Annotated in this window: 13 protein-coding genes; 3 read left to right on the top strand and 10 right to left on the bottom strand. The window is 62.5% G+C overall.

Annotation, left to right across the window (positions count from 1 at the left end; translation table 11 throughout):
• Positions 1-206 precede the first annotated feature (206 nt).
• The 3 genes from G6N74_RS13880 (at position 207) to G6N74_RS13870 (ending at position 4,803) form a co-directional block, all read left to right on the top strand.
• Positions 207-1,340, top strand: coding sequence for an efflux RND transporter periplasmic adaptor subunit (locus G6N74_RS13880; protein ID WP_205826680.1), 1,134 nt, complete (start codon positions 207-209; stop codon positions 1,338-1,340).
• 15 nt (positions 1,341-1,355) lie between these two features.
• The gene (locus tag G6N74_RS13875; RefSeq protein ID WP_165118264.1) at positions 1,356-4,523 is read left to right on the top strand and encodes an efflux RND transporter permease subunit; all 3,168 of its coding nucleotides are present in this window, start codon (positions 1,356-1,358) and stop codon (positions 4,521-4,523) included.
• A 121-nt stretch (positions 4,524-4,644) separates the two neighbouring features.
• Positions 4,645-4,803, top strand: coding sequence for a DUF3309 family protein (locus G6N74_RS13870; RefSeq protein ID WP_091909152.1), 159 nt, complete (start codon positions 4,645-4,647; stop codon positions 4,801-4,803).
• An 84-nt stretch (positions 4,804-4,887) separates the two neighbouring features.
• Here G6N74_RS13870 and G6N74_RS13865 read toward each other — a convergent pair whose 3' ends face one another.
• From G6N74_RS13865 to G6N74_RS13820, 10 genes are all read right to left on the bottom strand, one after another.
• On the bottom strand, positions 4,888-6,069 hold the full coding sequence (locus G6N74_RS13865; protein ID WP_165118262.1) for an MFS transporter: 1,182 nt from the start codon (positions 6,067-6,069) through the stop codon (positions 4,888-4,890).
• Positions 6,070-6,271: 202 nt separating this feature from the next.
• Positions 6,272-9,730 (bottom strand): pyruvate carboxylase, encoded by a 3,459-nt coding sequence (pyc, locus tag G6N74_RS13860; RefSeq protein WP_165118260.1) that lies wholly within the window; start codon positions 9,728-9,730, stop codon positions 6,272-6,274.
• A gap of 168 nt (positions 9,731-9,898) precedes the next feature.
• Positions 9,899-11,017 (bottom strand): branched-chain amino acid ABC transporter substrate-binding protein, encoded by a 1,119-nt coding sequence (locus G6N74_RS13855; protein WP_165118258.1) that lies wholly within the window; start codon positions 11,015-11,017, stop codon positions 9,899-9,901.
• A 135-nt stretch (positions 11,018-11,152) separates the two neighbouring features.
• Positions 11,153-11,500, bottom strand: coding sequence for a DUF6867 family protein (locus tag G6N74_RS13850; RefSeq protein ID WP_165118257.1), 348 nt, complete (start codon positions 11,498-11,500; stop codon positions 11,153-11,155).
• An 82-nt stretch (positions 11,501-11,582) separates the two neighbouring features.
• Positions 11,583-12,311, bottom strand: a complete 729-nt coding sequence (locus tag G6N74_RS13845) for an ABC transporter ATP-binding protein (RefSeq protein WP_165118256.1) — start codon at positions 12,309-12,311, stop codon at positions 11,583-11,585.
• Complete coding sequence (locus G6N74_RS31640; protein WP_165118255.1) at positions 12,311-14,107, bottom strand: ATP-binding cassette domain-containing protein; 1,797 nt, start codon at positions 14,105-14,107, stop codon at positions 12,311-12,313. The genes G6N74_RS13845 and G6N74_RS31640 overlap by 1 nt, the downstream gene beginning before the upstream one ends.
• A gap of 17 nt (positions 14,108-14,124) precedes the next feature.
• A complete protein-coding gene (gene livM / locus G6N74_RS13835) occupies positions 14,125-15,693 on the bottom strand; it encodes a high-affinity branched-chain amino acid ABC transporter permease LivM (protein ID WP_165118254.1) in 1,569 nt (522 codons plus the stop codon).
• A gap of 4 nt (positions 15,694-15,697) precedes the next feature.
• The gene (locus tag G6N74_RS13830; protein ID WP_165118253.1) at positions 15,698-16,600 is read right to left on the bottom strand and encodes a branched-chain amino acid ABC transporter permease; all 903 of its coding nucleotides are present in this window, start codon (positions 16,598-16,600) and stop codon (positions 15,698-15,700) included.
• A 328-nt stretch (positions 16,601-16,928) separates the two neighbouring features.
• The gene (locus G6N74_RS13825; protein WP_165118252.1) at positions 16,929-17,930 is read right to left on the bottom strand and encodes a 4-hydroxyproline epimerase; all 1,002 of its coding nucleotides are present in this window, start codon (positions 17,928-17,930) and stop codon (positions 16,929-16,931) included.
• A gap of 6 nt (positions 17,931-17,936) precedes the next feature.
• Positions 17,937-19,193 (bottom strand): NAD(P)/FAD-dependent oxidoreductase, encoded by a 1,257-nt coding sequence (locus G6N74_RS13820; protein ID WP_165118251.1) that lies wholly within the window; start codon positions 19,191-19,193, stop codon positions 17,937-17,939.
• Positions 19,194-19,207 lie beyond the last annotated feature (14 nt).

Below are 19,207 nucleotides of genomic sequence, written 5' to 3'. Positions count from 1 at the left end.
CCAGAGCTCCTGACAACCCATTGTCAGGATTGGGCGACCTATGAATTTTTCTGACTATTTTGCGTCACAAACTTGCGATAAAAGGCGCACACCGTTCAACTTTTCGCGAACGAACCGATTGAACCCGGCGATAGGCGCACCCATATCCGGCGGCGCGCCTCAAGCACGAGAGTGGCCTCGCCGGGGCCCTCACATTGGAAATGGTCATGGCCAAGATTAGGTTCCACAAGCTTGCCGCTATCATTGTGCTCATCGGCTTCGCCGCCTGGATGGGCACGGGCGAGTTCTCCTCCGTCGGCAGCGCGGCTACTGAAGCCGACAAGAAGAAGGCCGAGACCGAGGTGCCAAAGGCTCCGCCCCGCACCGTCGCCGTCATCACGCCGCCGCAGCGCACCTATGCGCGCGTCATCCGCATTTCCGGATTGACCGAGGCCGACAAGCGCGCCGTTCTGGCGACCCGCGTCGCCGGCGTCATCGACAAACTGCCGGTCAAGCAGGGCGACCGCATCAAGACCGGCGATCTCGTGCTGATGCTGGCGGCTGAGGAAAAACTGTCGGCGGTAGCCAACGCCAAGCAGGTCCTGGTGCAGCGCAAGGCAGAGCTGGACGCAGCCGAGCGGCTGGCCAAGACCGGCAACCTGGCAAAGCTCCTGCTCGATACGGCGCGCTCCAATCTGTCCTCCGCCCAGTCCCTGCTCGACACGGCCCAGGCCGAACTCGACCGCAACGAAGTGAAGGCCCCGTTCGACGGCGTCATCGACCGGGTTCCGGTGGAACTCGGCAGCGCGGTCATGCAGGGCGGCGAGGTCGCGACCATCCTCGCGCTCGACCCGGTGATCGCGCGCGGCGAAATCAGCGAGCGCGACCTGCGCTACATCAAGATCGGCGACGAGGCCGATGTGCGCATGGTCAACGACCAGACGGTCAAGGGCAAGGTGCGCTACATCAGCCGCGATGCGTCGTCGGCGACCCGCACCTTCCGCATCGAAATCGCCATCCCCAATGCCGACGGCGCCATTCCGGCCGGCATGACCGCCGAAATCGCGCTGAGCGCACAGCCGACCGACGCAGTGATGCTGCCGCGCTCGGTGGTGACGCTGGGCGACAAGGGCGATCTCGGCATTCGTTCGGTCGACAAGGACGACAAGGTCACCTTCTTCCCGATCGACCTCGTCGATGATTCGCCGAAAGGCCTCGTGCTCGGCGGCATTCCAAGTGACGCGCGGATTATCGTAGCTGGCCAGGAACTGGTGAAGGAAGGCGACGTGGTCAAGCCCGTCGATGCCGACCAGGAAACCTTGCGCAAGCTGATGGGCGAAACTACCGGCAGCACGCAATAAGCGGGACCACAGAGCATGAATATCGTCAAGCTCGCAATAAACAACGCGCGCCTAACAATATCGGTGCTGTTCTTCCTCGTGCTGGCAGGCGCCATTGCCTATGAGTCCACGCCCAAGGAAGCGGAACCCGACGTTCCGATTCCGATCATGTATGTCAGCCTGATCTACCAGGGCATTTCGCCGGAAGATTCGGAGCGCCTTCTGCTCCGGCCGATGGAAAGCAAGCTGAAAAGCCTCAAGGGCCTGAAGGAAATGCGCTCTGCCGCCTTCCAGGGCGGCGGCTACGTGCTGGTCGAATTCCAGCCGCAGATCGACCTGGCGACAGCCTTGCAGGACACCCGCTCCAAGGTGCAGGACGCCAAGGCCGACCTGCCGCAGGCGGCCGAGGAACCGACGGTCAACGAAGTCAATATCTCGGAGTTTCCCGTCCTTGTCGTGACGCTGTCGGGCGACGTGCCGGAGCGCGTGCTGACCGCTGCCGCGCGCGAACTGCGCGACCGCATCGAAGAGATCCCCGGCGTGCTCGAAGGCTCGCTGCAGGGCGCCCGCGACGACCTCGTCGAGGTGCTTATCGACCCGATGAAGCTGTCGTCCTACGGCCTGCAGCTCGACCAGCTGATCCAGGGCGTTGCGGCGTCCAACAGCCTTGTCGCCGCCGGCAACATCGAAGGTTCAGAAGGCAAATACGCGGTCAAGGTACCGTCCCTGATCGAGACGCCCGAGGATGTGGCCTCACTCCCGATCGTCGCCGGCCCGAACGCTGTAGTCCAGGCCAAGGACATCGCCACGGTGCGATCGACCTTCGCCGACGCAGAGACGATCACCCGGCTTAACGGCAAGCCGGCCATCGCCATCGAGGTCAAGAAGCGTATCGGCTCCAATCTTATCGATACGATCGGCCATGTGAAGGAAGTGGCCGACGCCTATATCAAGGTCATGCCGCAAGGCATGAACGTGACCTACACGCAGGACAAGTCGGTCTTCGTCAACCAGTTGCTGGGCGACCTGCAGAACCACGTCATGATCGCCGTGATCCTGGTGTTCATCGTCATCCTCTATGCGCTGTCCGGCCGCGCTTCGCTGCTTATCGGCCTGGCGATCCCGTCATCGTTCCTGATGGGCATCCTGCTGCTTGCCATGATGGGCTTCACGATCAACATGATCGTGCTGTTCAGCCTGATCCTGGCGGTCGGCATGCTGGTCGACGATGCCATCATCGTCACCGAATTCGCCGAGCGACGCATGAGCGAAGGCATGCCGAAGGAAGAGGCTTTCGCGCTGGCCGCGCAGCGCATGGCCGGCCCGGTCATCGCCGCCACCATGACCCGCATCGCCGCCTTCTCGCCGCTGCTGTTCTGGCCCGGCATCATCGGCGATTTCATGAAATACCTGCCGATCACGCTGATCGTCACGCTTGCAGCGTCGATGCTCTACGCATTGGTGTTCGCGCCGACGCTCGGGGCCATCTTCGCCAAGGCGCCCGTCCACGAGGAGGAGCACCGCGACGGCCGCTACATGGCCATCGTCAAGCAGGCCGTGAAATATCCGATTACCGTCTGCCTGCTGACCGTGGCGCTGCTCGTGGGCGTGTTCATGGCCTATGGCAAATACGGCGCCGGCGTCGAATTCTTCCCCAATGTCGAGCCCGACTACGGCCTTCTCTACGTCCATGCGCGCGGCAACCTGTCGCTCGCTGAAATGGACGCCGCCACCAAGGCTGCCGAGAACAGGCTGCTCGGATGGCCCGGCATCAAGTCGGTCTACACCCGTGTCGGCAAGACGCAGGGCGGCGGCCAGGACATACCGGAAGACGTCGTCGGCGTGATCCAGTACGAGTTCGTCGACTGGCGCGAACGCAAGTCGGCCAACAGCATCCTCGACGACCTGCGTGGCGTGATGGCCGGTATTCCGGGCGTCGACGTGGAAGTCCGCGTGCCTGACGCCGGCCCGCCAACCGGCAAACCGGTGCAGATCAGGCTTTCTGCCGCCGACCCGGCCGGCCTCGAACAGAAGGCGCGCGACGTCGCCGCCCGCATTGCCCAGGTACCCGGCGTCATCGACATTTCGGACGGCCTGCCGCCGCCCGGCGTCGATTGGGCGCTGACGGTCGATCGGGCCAAGGCCGCACAATACGGCATCAGCCCGACTTCGGTCGGAACCGTCGTCCAGCTGGTGACCAACGGCCTGAAGCTCAGCGAGTACCGGCCCGCCGGCGCCGACGACGCGGTCGACATCCGCCTGCGCCTGCCGGAAGACCGGCGCACCCTGTCGGCGCTCGACGAACTTCGGGTCCAGACAAGCCAGGGCTCCGTGCCGATCTCCAACTTCGTCGTTCGCAAGCCGGAACCGACCACCGGCATCCTCCACCGCATCGACGGCGCCCGCACAGTGGTAGTGCAGGCAAACGTCGCTGCCGGCCAGCAGGTCGCCGCGGTGCAGGCACAGGTTTCGCAGGCGGTCACCGACATGAAACTGGAAGGCGTGCGCTGGAAGCTTGCGGGCTCCAACGAGGACAGCGAGGAGGCCAGCGCTTTCCTCAGCAAGGCCTTCGGTGCCGCGATCTTCCTGATCTTCCTCGTGCTTCTGGCGCAGTTCAACAAGTTCACCAGCGTCTGGCTGGTGCTGTCCTGCGTGGTCATGGCGACGATCGGCGTGTTCCTCGGCCTGCTCCTGACCGGCGGGGCTTTCGGTATCGTCATGTCCGGCATCGGCGTCATCGCGCTGGCCGGCGTGGTGGTGAACAACAACATCGTGCTGATCGACACCTATGACCGACTGCGCGAGGAAGGCTGGGACAAGACCGAAGCCGTCCTTCAAACCTGCCGCGAACGTGCGCGGCCGGTGGTGCTGACGGCCGTGTCGGCCATCCTCGGCGTTCTGCCGATCGCCTTCGGCCTCGGCCTCGAAATCTTCCACCACGAGACGACGATCAATGCGCCGTCGACCCAGTGGTGGATTTCGCTGTCCAGCGCCATCGTCTTCGGCCTGTCGTTTGCCACCGTGCTGACACTGGTGGTGACGCCGGCCATGCTGATGGTGTTCACCCGCGCAAAGCGCCAGCCCGGCGCGCAGCGCAACTGGTTCAGCCGGCTGTTCCGGCGCGGCAAGAAGGCCGACGCAGCCGAGGCGGCTCCCGCGGTGACCACTGCCGAACCGGTCACCTACCCCAAGGCCGCCGAGTAAATTCGACACAAAAGCGGCCGTCCCGGGCAATCGGGACGGCCGCTGTTTCGTAGCCGGCGGAACAATGTGGCGCGATTGCGCATTGTCAGTTCATTGCAACACTCCACACGAGGGAATTGCCATGACGCTGACAACACTTCTGATCATCATTCTCATTCTGATCCTGATTGGCGCGGTTCCCGCCTGGCCGCATTCGCGCGCCTGGGGTTATGGCCCATCCGGCATCGTCGGCATCATCCTCGTCGTGCTGCTCGTCCTGCTTCTGATGGGACGGATTTGACAGGCAGCCTGCCTGCAACAAAAAAGCGCGCCGCATCACGCGGCGCGCTTTTTTGTTTATGAGGGTTGAAACCCCGGCCAGCTGCTATTCGGCAGGCTGCGCCACAGGCACGAAATCGGCAGAGCGCGCCAACCCGGCAAGCAGGAACACCACGACCAGCAGCGCCGAAACCGCCACGAAAACCGGCGCAAAACCGGTGTGCCCGCCGATGAAGCCTATGGCGGACGGCGCCACCAATATACCAGAATAGCCCATGGTGGTGACGACGCTCATGCCGGCACCCGCCGACATGCCGGGCTGATTGCCGGCAGCCGAAAAGGCGATCGGCACCATGTTGGCAATGCCAAGGCCGCAGAAGGCCAAGGCGGCGATGGCAACCCACGGCGTCGGCGCAAAGCCCGCGACAAGCATGCCGGCAGCCGCGATCAGGCTCGAGACCCTGAGCGTGGTCACGGCACCATAGCGGTTCCTGATGGCATCACCCAAAAACCGTACCAGCGCCATGGTGCCGGCGAAGCAACCGAAGGCGAAACCGGCCGTAGCGATATCCGCACCAAATTCCTGCTGCAGGTAAAGCGCTGCCCAGTCGAGCACGGTACCCTCCGGGATCATCGAGAACAGGGCCATCACGCCGACCAGGTAGATCGCCGGATTTCTCGGCAGCGAGAACTTGCGGTGCTCGGCCGCGACATGCCTGTCCTCTACGATGAGGTGGCGCAGCGCAAATCCAAGGATGACAAGCGCCACCACGGTGACACCCGCCGCATGGGCGAGATAGCCATAGGTCTGGATCGCGATGCCGCCGATGCCGCCGCCGACGAAACCGCCAAGGCTCCAGAAGCCGTGCGAGGACGACATGATCGCCCGCGAAAGCTTCTTCTCGACGGCAACCGCATTGGAATTCATCGCCACATCCATGCCGCCGATGACCCCGCCGAACAGCAGCATCGAGAGTGCGGCCAGAGGCACATTGGGCGCGAGTGCCACGATCAGCAGGCCGAAGGCGGCCGCAATGCCGAACCAGCGCATGACGCTGCGCGAGCCGTGACGCGCGATAAGATGACCGCACCACGACATGAAGGCGATGGCGCCGATGCCGAACACGAGGATCAGCAGGCCAAGCGTGAATTCGCTGATCTCGAGCCGCGTCAGGAAAACGGGAATCTGCGGCGCCCAGCTTCCGGTGACGAAGCCATTGGCGAAGAAGGCGGCGGCAACTGCCCAGCGGCCTTTCTTCGCGGCAGCGATCGTGTTCGATGCGTTCATAGGCGATTCTGCGTCCGGATTTACGATTTACCGACAATTAAATCGGTTTAATTGCTTGTCAACGCATAAAGCCCGGCGAAATATTGGGCCAGCCGCGTTGTCCAGCCCGCTTATTTCGCGCCAATGCGGCAAGAGTAGGAAGTCGTTGAAACTTCTCCCTGCCGATACATTTGGCGGCAGGGTAGAATTAGCGAGCGGTCTCTCAGCCGAAGACCACCAGCAGATCCTTGGCGTCGATCTGGTCGCCCGCCTTGACCAGCACTTCGACTATCGTGCCGTCGCGCTCGGCATGGAGCGCGGTTTCCATCTTCATCGCCTCGATCGACAGAAGCACGTCGCCGGCCTTCACCGCCTGCCCTGCCGCGACGGCCAGCGTCGAGACGACACCCGGCATCGGCGCGCCGACATGGGCCTCGTTGCCCGGCTCGGCCTTGCGGCGGGCCTTGGCTGCAGAAGCGCCATGGGCGCGATCCGGTACCTTGACGCGGCGCGGCTGGCCGTTGAGCTCGAAGAAGACCGTGACCATGCCCTTTTCATCGACATCGCCGATGGCGAGGCAACGAATGACCAGCGTCTTGCCCTTTTCAATGTCGACGAAGATCTCGTCCTCGGACGCCATGCCGTAGAAATAGACCGGCGTCGGCAGCACGCTGACCGGACCATAAGTGTCCTGCGCACCGGCGAAATCGGTGAAGACCTTGGGGTACATCAGCCAGGACGAGAACTCGAATTCGCTGAGTTCGCGGCCAAGCCTTTCCTCGATCTCCTTGCGGTCGGCTTTGAGATCGGCGGGCTTGAGCAGCGAACCCGGCCGAACGGTGATCGGCTTCTCGCCCTTCAGCGCCTTCTTCTGCAACGCCGCCGGCCAGCCGCCCGGCGACTGTCCGAGATCGCCGCGCAGCATCGACACGACCGAGTCCGGGAAGGCAATGTCCTTGTCGGGATTCTCGACATCGGCCACCGTCAGGTCCTGGCTGACCATCATCAGCGCCATGTCGCCGACCACCTTGGACGACGGCGTCACCTTGACGATATCGCCGAACATCAGATTGACGTCGTGATAGGCCTGCGCCACCTCGTGCCAGCGCGTCTCAAGGCCGAGCGAACGCGCCTGCTCCTTGAGGTTGGTGAACTGGCCACCCGGCATTTCATGCAGATAGACTTCCGAGGCGGGACCCTTGAGGTCGCTTTCGAAGGCGGCATACTGGTTGCGCACCGCTTCCCAGTAGAAGGAGATGCGGCGGATCCATTCCGGGTCGAGGCCGGGATCGCGAGGATCGCCCTTCAGCGCCTCGACGATCGAGCCGAGACAAGGCTGCGAGGTGTTGCCGGACACCGAATCCATCGCCGCATCGATCGCATCAACGCCGCTTTCCACGGCAGCAAGCACTGTCGCTGCCGACAGGCCGGAAGTGTCATGCGTGTGGAAATGGATCGGCAGGTCGGTCGCCTCGCGCAGCGCCTTGAACAGCACCCGCGCCGCTGCCGGCTTGAGCAGGCCGGCCATGTCCTTGACGGCGATGATATGCGCGCCGGCCTTTTCCAGTTCGCCGGCCAGGCCGACATAATATTTGAGATCGTACTTCGTGCGCGCCGGGTCGAGGATATCGCCGGTATAGCAGATCGCCGCCTCGCAGAGCTTGCCCTCGGTGCGCACGGCGTCCATGGCGACGCGCATGTTCTCGACCCAGTTCAGGCAGTCGAAGACGCGGAACAGGTCGATGCCGCCATCAGCTGCCTGTTTGACGAAGTGCTGGACGACATTGTCGGGATAGTTGGTGTAGCCGACGCCGTTTGCACCGCGCAGCAGCATCTGCAGAAGCAGGTTCGGGGCCGCCTCGCGCACCAGCGACAGCCGTTCCCACGGATCTTCGGTCAGGAAGCGCATGGAGACGTCGAAGGTCGCACCGCCCCAGCACTCCAGCGACAGAAGCTGCGGCAGGGCGCGGGCATAGGTGCCGGCAATGCGGGCAATGTCGTGGGTGCGCATGCGCGTCGCGAGCAGCGACTGGTGGCCGTCCCGCATCGTTGTGTCGGTAACGAGAACCTGCTTCTGATCGCGCATCCAGGCCGCGAACTTTTCAGGCCCGAGCGCATCGAGTCGCTGCTTGCTGCCGTCCGGAACCTTGCCGTTGAGATAGGGCACGATCGGGGCTGCCGCATCATCCTTCGGTGCGGGACGGCCCCGCGTTTCGGGATGACCGTTGACCGACACATCGGCCAGATAGTTGAGCAGCTTGGTGGCGCGGTCCTGCCGCTTCACCTGCGCGAACAGTTCCGGCGTCGTGTCGATGAAGCGGGTGGTGTAGGAATTGTCGTGGAAACTCGGATGCGTGATGATCGCTTCGAGGAAGGTCAGGTTGGTTGCCACGCCACGAATGCGGAACTCGCGCAACGCCCGGTGCATGCGGGCGATAACCTCGGTCGGCGTCGGCGCCCAGGCAGTGATCTTCTCGAGCAGCGGGTCATAGAAGCGGGTGATGACCGCGCCCGAATAGGCCGTGCCACCATCGAGGCGAATACCGAAGCCGGTAGCACCCCGATAGGCGGTGATGCGGCCATAGTCGGGGATGAAATTGTGCTCCGGGTCTTCCGTCGTGATGCGGCATTGCATGGCATGGCCATTCAGCCGGATTTCCGACTGCGACGGCACTCCCGATTCCGGCTTGCCGATCTCGAAGCCGTCCAGGATGTGGATCTGCGCCTTGACGATGTCGATGCCGGTTACCTGCTCGGTAACCGTGTGCTCGACCTGGATGCGCGGATTGACCTCGATGAAATAGAATTTGCCGCTGTCGGCATCCATCAGGAACTCGACGGTGCCCGCGCCGAGATAATTCGTGGCACGCGCGATCTTCAGCGCGTAGTCGCAAAGCTCGCCGCGCTGGATGGCGTCGAGATAAGGCGCCGGCGCACGCTCGACGACCTTCTGATTGCGGCGCTGGATCGAGCAGTCGCGCTCGAACAGATGGACCGCATTGCCATGCGTGTCGCCCAGCACCTGCACCTCGACATGGCGCGCGCGCTCGATCAGCTTTTCGAGATAGACCTCGTCCTTGCCGAAGGCGGCCTTGGCCTCGCGCTTGCCTTCCACGACTTCGCGGGCGAGATCGGCCTCCGAGCGGATCGCGCGCATGCCGCGCCCGCCGCCGCCCCAGGATGCCTTGAGCATCACCGGGTAGCCGATCCCGGCGGCAAGCTTCTTCACCGCCTCCATGTCGTCGGGCAGCGGCTCGGTTGCAGGTACCACCGGCACGCCGACCTCGATGGCAAGATTGCGCGCCGCCACCTTGTTGCCGAGGCGGCGCATCGTCTCCGGCTTCGGGCCGATGAAGGTAATGCCTGCCTCGGCACAGGCGTCGGCGAATTCCGGGCTTTCCGAAAGCAGGCCGTAGCCGGGATGGATGGCATCCGCGCCGGACTGCCTGGCGACCCGGATCACCTCCTCGATCGACAGATAGCTCTCGATCGGGCCCATGTCCTTGGCGAGATGCGGCCCGCGCCCGACCTGATAACTCTCGTCTGCCTTGAAGCGGTGCAGCGAATATTTGTCTTCCTCGGCCCAGATCGCGACCGTTTTCAGCCCGAGTTCATTGGCGGCGCGAAACACGCGAATGGCAATCTCGGAACGGTTGGCGACGAGGATCTTCGAAATGGGCACTAGCAAGGCTCCATACACCGAGGGAAATTGGCCGGCGCATGATTAGCGGGAAATTGCTGCAGTGCAACCCAAATCGAAGAACTAATTTCAATCGATTTAATTTGCAGCAGGAAAAATGCCCGACGCAAGCGCCGGGCATCTGTTCAAGACAGTCTGAAGCTAGTCGGCTTACATCTGTGGCTTGTAGGTGTACTTGCCGTCGTCGCCCTTGACCCACTCATACATGATGTAGCCCGGCAGCTTCGGGTCGCCCTTCTCGTCGAACGACATGTCGCCGAGCACCGTCGGGAACGGAGCGAGGCCCTTCATGGCTTTCGCAACTTCCTGCGGATCGACCGACTTGGCGGCGGCGGCGCCGGCAGCCAGCGACTGCATGGCAGCGTAGGAGTACAGCGTATAGGCTTCCGGTTCGAAGCCCGCGGCGCGGAACTTGTCCACCAGTTCCTTGTTGGCCGGGTTCAGGCGCGGATCGGGGCCGAACGTGTTCAGCGTACCCGCGACTGCGTCGCCGGCGATCGAGGCCAGTTCGTTGGAGACGATGCCGTCGCCCGAAACCAGCGTCGCCTTCAGGCCCTGGTCAGCCGCCTGGCGGATGATCAGGCCGGCTTCGGTGTGCAGGCCGCCCCAATAGATGATGGTAACGCCGGCTTCCTTCATCTTGGCGATCAGCGCGCCGAAATCCTTGTCGCCGACATTGATGCCTTCATACATCACTTCGGTGACGCCGGCGGCATTCATCGCCTTCTTGGTTTCGTCGGCAAGGCCCTGGCCATAAGGCGTCTTGTCATGGATTACGGCAATCTTGCCGTCCTTGAACTTTGCCGCCAAATAAGCGCCGGCGATGCCGCCCTGCTGGTCGTCACGGCCGCAGGTACGGAACACATTCCACAGGCCACGCTCGGTGAAGACCGGGTTGGTCGCTGCAGGCGTGATCTCCAGGATGCCGTTTTCGGCATAGACTTCCGACGCCGGGATCGAAACGCCCGAGTTGAAGTGACCGACAACGAATTTGACGCCATCGGCGACGAACTTGTTGGCGACCGAGATGCCCTGCTTCGGATCGGAGACGTCGTCGCCGATCGCGATCTTGATCTGCTCGCCGTTGATGCCGCCAGCCGCATTGATGTCGGCGGCCGCCTGTTCGGCGCCCTTCTGGAGCTGCGCGCCGAAGGCGGCGTTAGGTCCCGTCATCGGACCGGCAACGCCGATCAGGACGTCCGCCCATGCGCTGCCGCTGAACGCCACGAGAGCGGTCAGTGCAACTGCGGACAAAAGTGATTTTCTCATTGAAACACTCCCATTAACTGAGTGGGCGTGGATGATGCTTTCATGCGATGCCCACCCTATCGCAGAAAGATGAGTTTGCCGATTTTCCGGCCGTTGTCACGCCGTTTCACGAGGACGCGGCGTTAATCATGAACGTCAACCTTTCGGCTTCCAGCTCAACAGTGAAGCTCTCTCGTAGAGCCAATTATATTGCGTCACCATTTGGTTGGTGCGCGTGTATCGAAAGCCGATCGATCCCAGGACCAGAAGGATGATCGTGTCGACGATGTAGAAATGCAGCGAAAACATCGTACCGTTGAACAGCGCATGATGGATGAAGCGGATCGCGATGCCGAGCAGCAGCAGATAAAACACCAGCGCGACATAGTTGCGCCAGGTCTGCGCGCAGGCGCGTCCCGTCATCCACGCCGCCCACCCGCCAAGCAGGCAGGTGACGAAGAAGAACTGCCAGATCGAGGGTTCTTCATAAAGAATGCCCTGCATTTTGCTTCCCTCCGGACAGACCTTGAAGGGTCCGTCTCCTTTTCTTCACTGCCTCAAACACCGACCGCAGTGACAGTATCGATCAATGACGCCCGCCTTCCAGATAGGCGGCGCGCACTTCAGGATTGGCGAGCAGTTCCTTGCCGGTGCCGCTCATCGTCACATTGCCGTTGACCATCACATAGCCGCGGGTGGCCAGCTTCAGCGCGCCGAACGCATTCTGCTCGACCAGGAACACCGTCAGCCCCTGCGTCTTGTTAAGCACGCGGATGGCGTCGAAGATCTGCTTGACAATCAGCGGCGCCAGGCCTAGCGACGGCTCGTCCAGAAGTAGGAGCTTCGGCCGCGCCATCAGAGCGCGCGCGATCGACAGCATCTGCTGCTCGCCGCCCGACAGCGTGCCGCCGCGCTGGCTGATGCGTTCCTTCAGGCGCGGAAACAGCGTGAACACCTTTTCGGCGTCCTCGTCGTAATGCTTCAGATTGTCGAGGCTCGCGCCCATCTGAAGATTTTCCAGCACCGTCATGCGCGGAAAGATGCGGCGTCCCTCCGGCGACTGCGCAATCCTCAGCCGCGCGATCTCATGCGTCGGCATTTCGGTGATGTCGGTTCCGGCAAACGTGATCTTGCCGGCGCGCGCACGCGGCGAACCGAAGATGGTCATCATCAGCGTAGACTTGCCGGCGCCATTGGCGCCGATCAGGGCAACAATCTCGCCCTCCTTGACCGACACGTTGACGCCGTTGAGCGCGCGAATGTTACCGTAATAGGTCTCAACGCCCTCGACCTGAAGCAGGGTTTTGCCGGTCATTATTTACGCTCCCCGCTCTTGGCCGCTTTCGGCGCGGCGCTCTTGGGCTTCTGCGAAGGATGGCTCGTCGCGACCTTGCCGGCGTCGACGCGCTTCGAGAACTCCGTCTCCTTGCCCTTGTCCAGCAACGCTGCCTGTTTCACCCATTCCTCACGCGCTATGCGCCCGTCGAAGGCGAGATAGGCTTCCGCCGCAACCACATCGGCTTTCTTCCACGCCGCGATCTGGTCGAAATGGAAGATGCCATGCTCGTTGAGCTTCTTCTCGTTGACGAGGCCGATGCCCTTGATGCGGGTCAGGTTGTCGGGCCTGTTGCCGCGGGGTGCTGCGAGCCGATTGGAAACACCGGCTGCCTTGGGCGCAGGCGCGGCCTTGGCGGCTGGCTTGGCACTGGCTGGCTTGGGTGCTGCCTTCACTGGCTTGCTGGTGGCGGCCTTGGCCGGAGCAACGGCCTTGGCCACAGGCTTGGCTGATGCCTTGGCGGGAGCGGTGCTTTTGGCCGAGGCCTTGCCGGCAGAAGCGGCAGTTGGCTTGGTTGGAGCTTTCGCCGTCGTAGCAGCAGGTTTCGCTGTCGCCACCGGCTTGGTCGAAGCCGCCGGCTTCACCGCCGCACCAGATACCACGGCAGCTTTCGGCTTGGCCGCCTTTGCTTCGGGCTTTGCCTTTGCCGCAGTGGAAGCAGGTTTCGCCTCGACCGGCTTTGCAGCAGGCTTCCTGGCGACAGGCTTGGCCGGAGCCGCTTTGGGCGCTGCTGCCGGGACGGCCGCCAGCGCCGCAGACGCGGAAGCGGCTCTCGCCGCCCGGGCATCGACCTGCGAGGCCTTCGACGCGCCGTCAGCCACCGTGATCCGCTCGCCTTCGCTATGGCCGATCGTGTCGCTTACCGGCCCGGCGAGCATGGAAGAGGACGAGCCGGGGCCATGCGCTGAGTCCGGACCAACATCCAGCTGCTCGATGACGTGATCGTCGCCGACCGCTATCAGGACGTCCTCTACCTCCTCGTCGTCGACGCCGAGATAGGCGGCGATGACGCGCGGGTCGTTGCGGACCGATTCCGGATTGCCGTCGGAAATCTTGCGGCCATATTCGAGAACGACGACATGGTCGGAAATTTGCATGACCACCGACATGTCGTGCTCGATCAGAAGGATCGACGTGCCGGTATTGTCCTTGATGTCGATTAGCAGCGTATTCAGCGCCAGCGATTCCTTGGGATTGAGGCCGGCTGCCGGCTCATCCAGGCACAGAAGCTCCGGCCCCGTGCACATGGCGCGTGCGATCTCCAGGCGCCGCTGCGCGCCATAGGGCAGGTCGCCGGCCGGATCGTCGGCACGGTCGATCAGTTCGGCTTTTTCGAGCCAGAACTTCGCCAGATCGACGGATTCGGCCGAAGCCTTGCGATAACCGCCAATGCCGAGCAGGCCGAGCACCGTGTAGCCCGAGGCCTTCATGAGCTTGTTGTGCTGGGCAACGAGCAGGTTTTCCAGAAGCGTCATGCCCGAAAACAGGCGGATATTCTGGAAGGTTCGCGCCACCTTGGCCTGCGCCGTGATGCGGAAATCCGGCATGCGCTCCAGCAAGAACTCCTTGCCGTCATGCCCGCTCAGCCGGATCATGCCTTCCGACGGCTTGTAGAAGCCGGTGATGCAGTTGAACACGGTCGTCTTGCCAGCGCCGTTCGGCCCGATCAGCGCGGTGATCTCGCCGCGCTTGGCTTCGAAGGACAGGTCGCCGATGGCGACCAGTCCGCCGAACTTCATCGAAAGATGCTCGACCGAAAGTATCGGTTTGCTCATGTCTGTTCCCGTAGCCATCAGCCGTGCCCTTCCTTGGTGAAGGAAGCTGAAACGGATTTTCGTTCATGCAGGAATGCGGTGGGTTCGCGGCTGCCGACGAAGCCGCGCGGCTTCCACAGCATGACGATCACCATGGCGCAGCCGAACAGCAGCATGCGGTAGAGTTCCGGCGTGAAGCTGTCGCCGAAGATCGCCTTCAGGAACTGCATTTCACGCAGGATCTCGGTGCCGCCGATCATCACCAGCGCCGCGATGGCGATGCCGGTGAGCGAGCCCATGCCGCCAAGGACGACGATGGCGAGGATGATCGCCGATTCCAGGAACACGAAGGATTCCGGGCTGACGAAGCCTTGCCGCGCCGCGAAGAACGAGCCGGCAAAGCCGCCGAACATCGCGCCGGTGGCAAAGGCGGTAAGCTTGGTGGTGGTGGTGTTGATGCCGAGCGAGCGGCAGGCGATCTCGTCTTCGCGCAATGCTTCCCATGCACGGCCGACCGGCATGCGGCGCAGCCTGATGGTGACGAAGGCGGTGAGCAGCGCCAGTGCAAGGATCAGGTAATAGAGGAAGATCTTATAATAGGCGCCGGACTGGGCGATGTTGAAGACCTTGGCGATATAGTTCGGATCGCTGACGTTGAACGAGAACAGGCCGAAGAAGCTGACCTTGGGAATACCGGAGATGCCGGCCGATCCGTTGGTGACTTCGCGCCAGTTGATCAGCACGAGGCGGATGATCTCGCCGAAGGCCAATGTGACGATCGCCAGATAGTCGCCGCGCAGGCGCAGAACCGGAAAGCCGAGGATGACGCCCCAGAAGGCGGCCATCAGGCCGGCAGCCGGCAGCAATATCCAGAACGACCAGCCGAAATGCGTACCGAGCAGCGCATAGGAATAGGCGCCCACCGCATAGAAGGCGACATAGCCCAGATCGAGCAGGCCGGCGAGGCCGACGACGATGTTGAGGCCCCATGCCAGCATCACATAGATCAGGATCTGGATGCCGAAATTGTCCACCCATTTGAGCGAACCCTGGAAGCCGAACATAAGCACCATGGCGACCGGGTAGAGCACCAGGAGAATGACCGACAGCAGCGAAAAATGCGCCAGGATGAAGCTGCGGAAATAGAACAGAACCGACGCCAGCGCGTAGATGATGGCGACGCCGCGCAGCAGGCCGACATAGGCGGCCGACTGCGGGCTGAGAGCACCCGCCAGCGTGCCGCTGAAGAACAGCAGAACGGCGGCAATGACGACGGCGGCGATGAAATAGGGAAGCCGGAAGAAGCGCGTCGCAGCACTGTCGGGAAACAGGCCGGTCGCGATGTTGGCGATTTTTTGGTTCGCCACGAACGGGCGGATATAGGCGACGGCGACGAAACGCCCGATCATGACGAGCGCCACGACGATGGCGAGCAGGCCCCAGCGCTGGACGAGGATCAGTTCGTTGCGGATGTTCTGGTCGCTCTTGAGGCCGATGAACAGCACGAACAGGCCAAAGGAGATCGCGCCGGCATAGAGCGCTTCACGGATAGCCTGCGGGAAGGGGTTTGCGACCTCTTCCCGGCTGGTGGAGACGGTTTGAACCATGATGTCAGACCTTTTCCACTTCTGGCCGGCCAAGAATGCCGGATGGCAGGAAGATCAGCACGATCGCCAGGATGGAGAAGGCGGCCACGTCCTTGTAGTCGATGGAGAAATAGGCCGACCACATCGATTCGATGAAGCCGATCAGCAATCCGCCGAGCACAGCACCGGGTATGGAGCCGATGCCGCCGAGAACGGCCGCGGTAAAGGCTTTCACCCCGGGCACGAAGCCGTCGGAGAAGACCACGACGCCGTAATACATCAGGAACAGCGTGCCGGCGACGGCGGCCAGGCATGCGCCCATGATGAAGGTGATCGAGATCGTCCGGTCGACATCGATGCCGAGGAGTGCCGCCATCTTGCGGTCCTGCTCGCAGGCACGCTGCGCGCGGCCCAGCGAGGTCTTGTTGACGAGGTACCAGAAGATCGCCAGCAGGGCTGCGGTCACCACCACGATGATGATCTGCTTCAGCGATACGCTGATGCCCTCGATCGTGTAGACTTGGCTGACCATCGGCGGGATCGGCTTGTTGCGCGGGCCTTGCGTGACCTGCACGAAGTTGGACAACGCGATCGACATGCCGATGGCAGTGATCAGCGGTGCGAGCCGGAAGGAGCCGCGCAGGGGCCTGTAGGCGACCTTTTCGATCGTCCAATTATAGAGGCTGGTGAGCAGCATCGCCACGATCATCATGATCAGCAGCGCCACGACCACGGGCACCGAATAGAACAGTCCGACCAAAATGAGGAAGACGATGAGCGCGGTAAACGCGCCGACCATGAAGATATCGCCATGGGCAAAGTTGATCATGCCGATGATGCCGTAGACCATCGTATAGCCGATTGCGATCAGCCCATAGATCGATCCCAGCGTCAGCCCGTTGATAAGCTGCTGGATAAAATATTGCATCTAGCTGCGGCTCCCCTGGAATGTCGCCTTTTGGGTCGCATTCCTTTTCGTATTTCCCCTAGTCCTAAAGCCTCGCACCCGGATTGCAACGTCAATTTTCGCGACCGGGCGGAAAGGCTTCAGGCATGCGTCCAAGCTGCTTGTTTTTGATCCTGGCTTACTGGACTATAGCGAAAGCTAGCATTGGCCCAACGCAATGTCCTTGCTGAATTTGTGATACCTTTTCCATTCTATCGTACAATCATGCGCCCAATAGGCAAATCACGACGAATTGTTGCATCAAGCGCGGTAGCATTGTTTCGGCAACCATTGCGTGCCGCAGCCCTTTTCAACTAACGACGAAGCCATGCGCGAAGGGATCGCGATCATCTATGAAGATTGTATTCAATCCCGTCATCCGCGCCCATCCGCCGATCGAGGGAATGATCGCCGGCTTTTCGGCAACGCGCGTTTCGCTTTCGACCCGGCCCTTGAACAGCGAGCCGATGATCGATTCGTGGATGAAATCGTCCCCGGTCTTCAGCCTGCCCTTGGCATGGAGTTGCGCCATGCGCGCCGAGGTGCCGGTGCCGCAAGGCGAGCGGTCGATCGCCTTGTCGCCGTAGAAGACGGCATTGCGCGCATCCGCTTCCTCGTGTTTCGGCGCGCCGGTCCACAGCATGTGCGACAGCCGGTTGATGCCGGGATTTTCGGGATGCACGAAGGTGTATTTCTCGTTCAGCCGCTGGCGCACCACCGGGCTCCAGGCGATGAGGTCGCCGGCCGAATGATCGGCCATGTCGCGGTAGTTGTCCTGCGGCTCGACGATGGCGTAGAAATTGCCGCCATAGGCGACATCGACCTTGAGCTCGCCGAGCACCGGGCACTCCACCGTCAGCCCCTCGGCATAGAGGAAGGACGGCACGTTGGTGATGCGAACCTCCTCGACATATTCGCCAACCTGTTTGTATTCGGCAATAACCAGCCCGGCCGGTGTGTCGAGGCGCAGCGTGCCCGGCGTCTTCGGCTTCACCAGCCCATGCTCGATCGCCATCGTCACCGTACCGATGGTGCCGTGGCCGCACATCGGCAGGCAGCCTGAGGTCTCGATGAACAGGATGGCGATGTCGCAATCCTCGCGCGTCGGCGGATAAAGGATCGAGCCGGACATGACGTCGTGGCCGCGCGGCTCGAACATCAACCCGGTGCGGATCCAGTCGTACTCGGCCAGAAAATGCGCGCGCCGCTCCATCATGGTCGAGCCCTGAAGCTGCGGCCCGCCGCCGGCGACGAGCCGGACCGGGTTGCCGCAGGTGTGACCGTCGATGCAGAAGAAGGAATGCCGAGCCATGATGCCTCAGAAGCGTTGCGCGGAAAAAGGTGACAGGTCGATTTCCGGAGCCTGCCGCAGAACAAGGTCGCGGATCAAGGCGCCAGTGGCCGCCGATTGCGTCAGGCCAAGATGGCCGTGGCCGAAAGCGTAGAAGACATTGTCGCGGCCGCTGGCACGGCCGATGACCGGCAGCGAATCCGGCAGCGACGGGCGATAGCCCATCCATTCGCGCCCGCCCGATGGATCGAGCCCCGGCATGAATTTCTGCGCCTTTTTCATCATCGCTTTTGCGCGGGCGAAATTCGGCGCCCGATTGAGCCCGCCGAGTTCCACCGCGCCACCGACACGAATGCCGGTTTCCAGCGGCGTGACGACAAAACCCTGATGGGAGAAGATGAGCTGGCGCTTCACGTCGAAGGCGGTTGTCGGCAGCGTCGTGTTGTAGCCGCGCTCGGTCTCCAGCGGGATGCGGTCGCCAAACTGCCGCGCCAGAAGATGCGACCACGCACCCGCCGCGACGACGAGTTTGTCCGCCAGGATCGTGCGGCCCTGCTTCAGCTGTATCGCGATCTTTTCGTTCGACGGCAAGGCGAGCGCGACATCGCCCTGGACGAACTTCGCGCCTCTGCTCTCAGCATATTTCCAGATCGCCTTACCGAGCAGTTTCGGATCCGAAACGGTCTTCCAGCCCGGCACGAAAGTGCCGCGTACCAGATGCGGCGAGAGGCCGGGCTGGTAGGCTGAAATTTCATCCCTCTCGAGATGGCGATAGCCGATGCCGAAGCGGTCGCGCGCCGCCCAGCCGGGCAGTGAATCGCGAAATTCCTGCTCGCTCTCATAGAGTTCCAGCGAACCGTCCTCGCGCAGCATGGATTTCGTGCCGGAACGCTGCATCAGTCCGGCCCAGGCAGTCTCGGCGAGACTCATCAGGCTGGCCTGCGCGACCAGCCCGCCCTCGTAATTTCCAGCCGCACCCGCGCGCCAGAAACGATAGAGCCAGGGCATAAGCTTGGGGAAGTATGCCGGCGGGATGGCGAGCGGCCCGAGCGGATCGAGAAGCCATTTCGGCACCTGCGCCAGCATGCCCTTATGCGCCAGCGGCAGCACATCGGAAAAGGCGAGTGCTGCAGCATTGCCGGAACTGGTTTCTTCGCAGATGCCGGTGCGGTCGAACACCGTCACCTTGAGCCCGGCCTCAGCGAGATGAGCCGCAGCACAGATGCCGACGATGCCGGCACCTATGATGGCCACTTCCACCTCGCCTGAACTGCTTCCACTCATGACGCCTCCCGCCG

It is taken from the genome of Mesorhizobium zhangyense (genome assembly GCF_011045115.1).
Lineage (GTDB): Bacteria > Pseudomonadota > Alphaproteobacteria > Rhizobiales > Rhizobiaceae > Mesorhizobium_M > Mesorhizobium_M zhangyense.
This window is presented reverse-complemented; position numbering and strand designations above follow the sequence as displayed.

Excerpts from the sequence above, each read along its gene's own strand:
- G6N74_RS13880 (WP_205826680.1), top strand. The coding sequence starts at position 207 with ATGGCCAAGATTAGGTTCCACAAGCTTGCCGCTATCATTGTGCTCATC.
- G6N74_RS13870 (WP_091909152.1), top strand. The coding sequence starts at position 4,645 with ATGACGCTGACAACACTTCTGATCATCATTCTCATTCTGATCCTGATT.
- G6N74_RS13820 (WP_165118251.1), bottom strand. The coding sequence starts at position 19,193 with ATGAGTGGAAGCAGTTCAGGCGAGGTGGAAGTGGCCATCATAGGTGCC.
- G6N74_RS13850 (WP_165118257.1), bottom strand. The coding sequence starts at position 11,500 with ATGCAGGGCATTCTTTATGAAGAACCCTCGATCTGGCAGTTCTTCTTC.
- G6N74_RS13845 (WP_165118256.1), bottom strand. The coding sequence starts at position 12,311 with ATGACCGGCAAAACCCTGCTTCAGGTCGAGGGCGTTGAGACCTATTAC.
- G6N74_RS13875 (WP_165118264.1), top strand. The coding sequence starts at position 1,356 with ATGAATATCGTCAAGCTCGCAATAAACAACGCGCGCCTAACAATATCG.
- G6N74_RS31640 (WP_165118255.1), bottom strand. The coding sequence starts at position 14,107 with ATGAGCAAACCGATACTTTCGGTCGAGCATCTTTCGATGAAGTTCGGC.
- G6N74_RS13825 (WP_165118252.1), bottom strand. The coding sequence starts at position 17,930 with ATGGCTCGGCATTCCTTCTTCTGCATCGACGGTCACACCTGCGGCAAC.
- livM (WP_165118254.1), bottom strand. The coding sequence starts at position 15,693 with ATGGTTCAAACCGTCTCCACCAGCCGGGAAGAGGTCGCAAACCCCTTC.
- G6N74_RS13865 (WP_165118262.1), bottom strand. The coding sequence starts at position 6,069 with ATGAACGCATCGAACACGATCGCTGCCGCGAAGAAAGGCCGCTGGGCA.
- G6N74_RS13855 (WP_165118258.1), bottom strand. The coding sequence starts at position 11,017 with ATGAGAAAATCACTTTTGTCCGCAGTTGCACTGACCGCTCTCGTGGCG.
- G6N74_RS13830 (WP_165118253.1), bottom strand. The coding sequence starts at position 16,600 with ATGCAATATTTTATCCAGCAGCTTATCAACGGGCTGACGCTGGGATCG.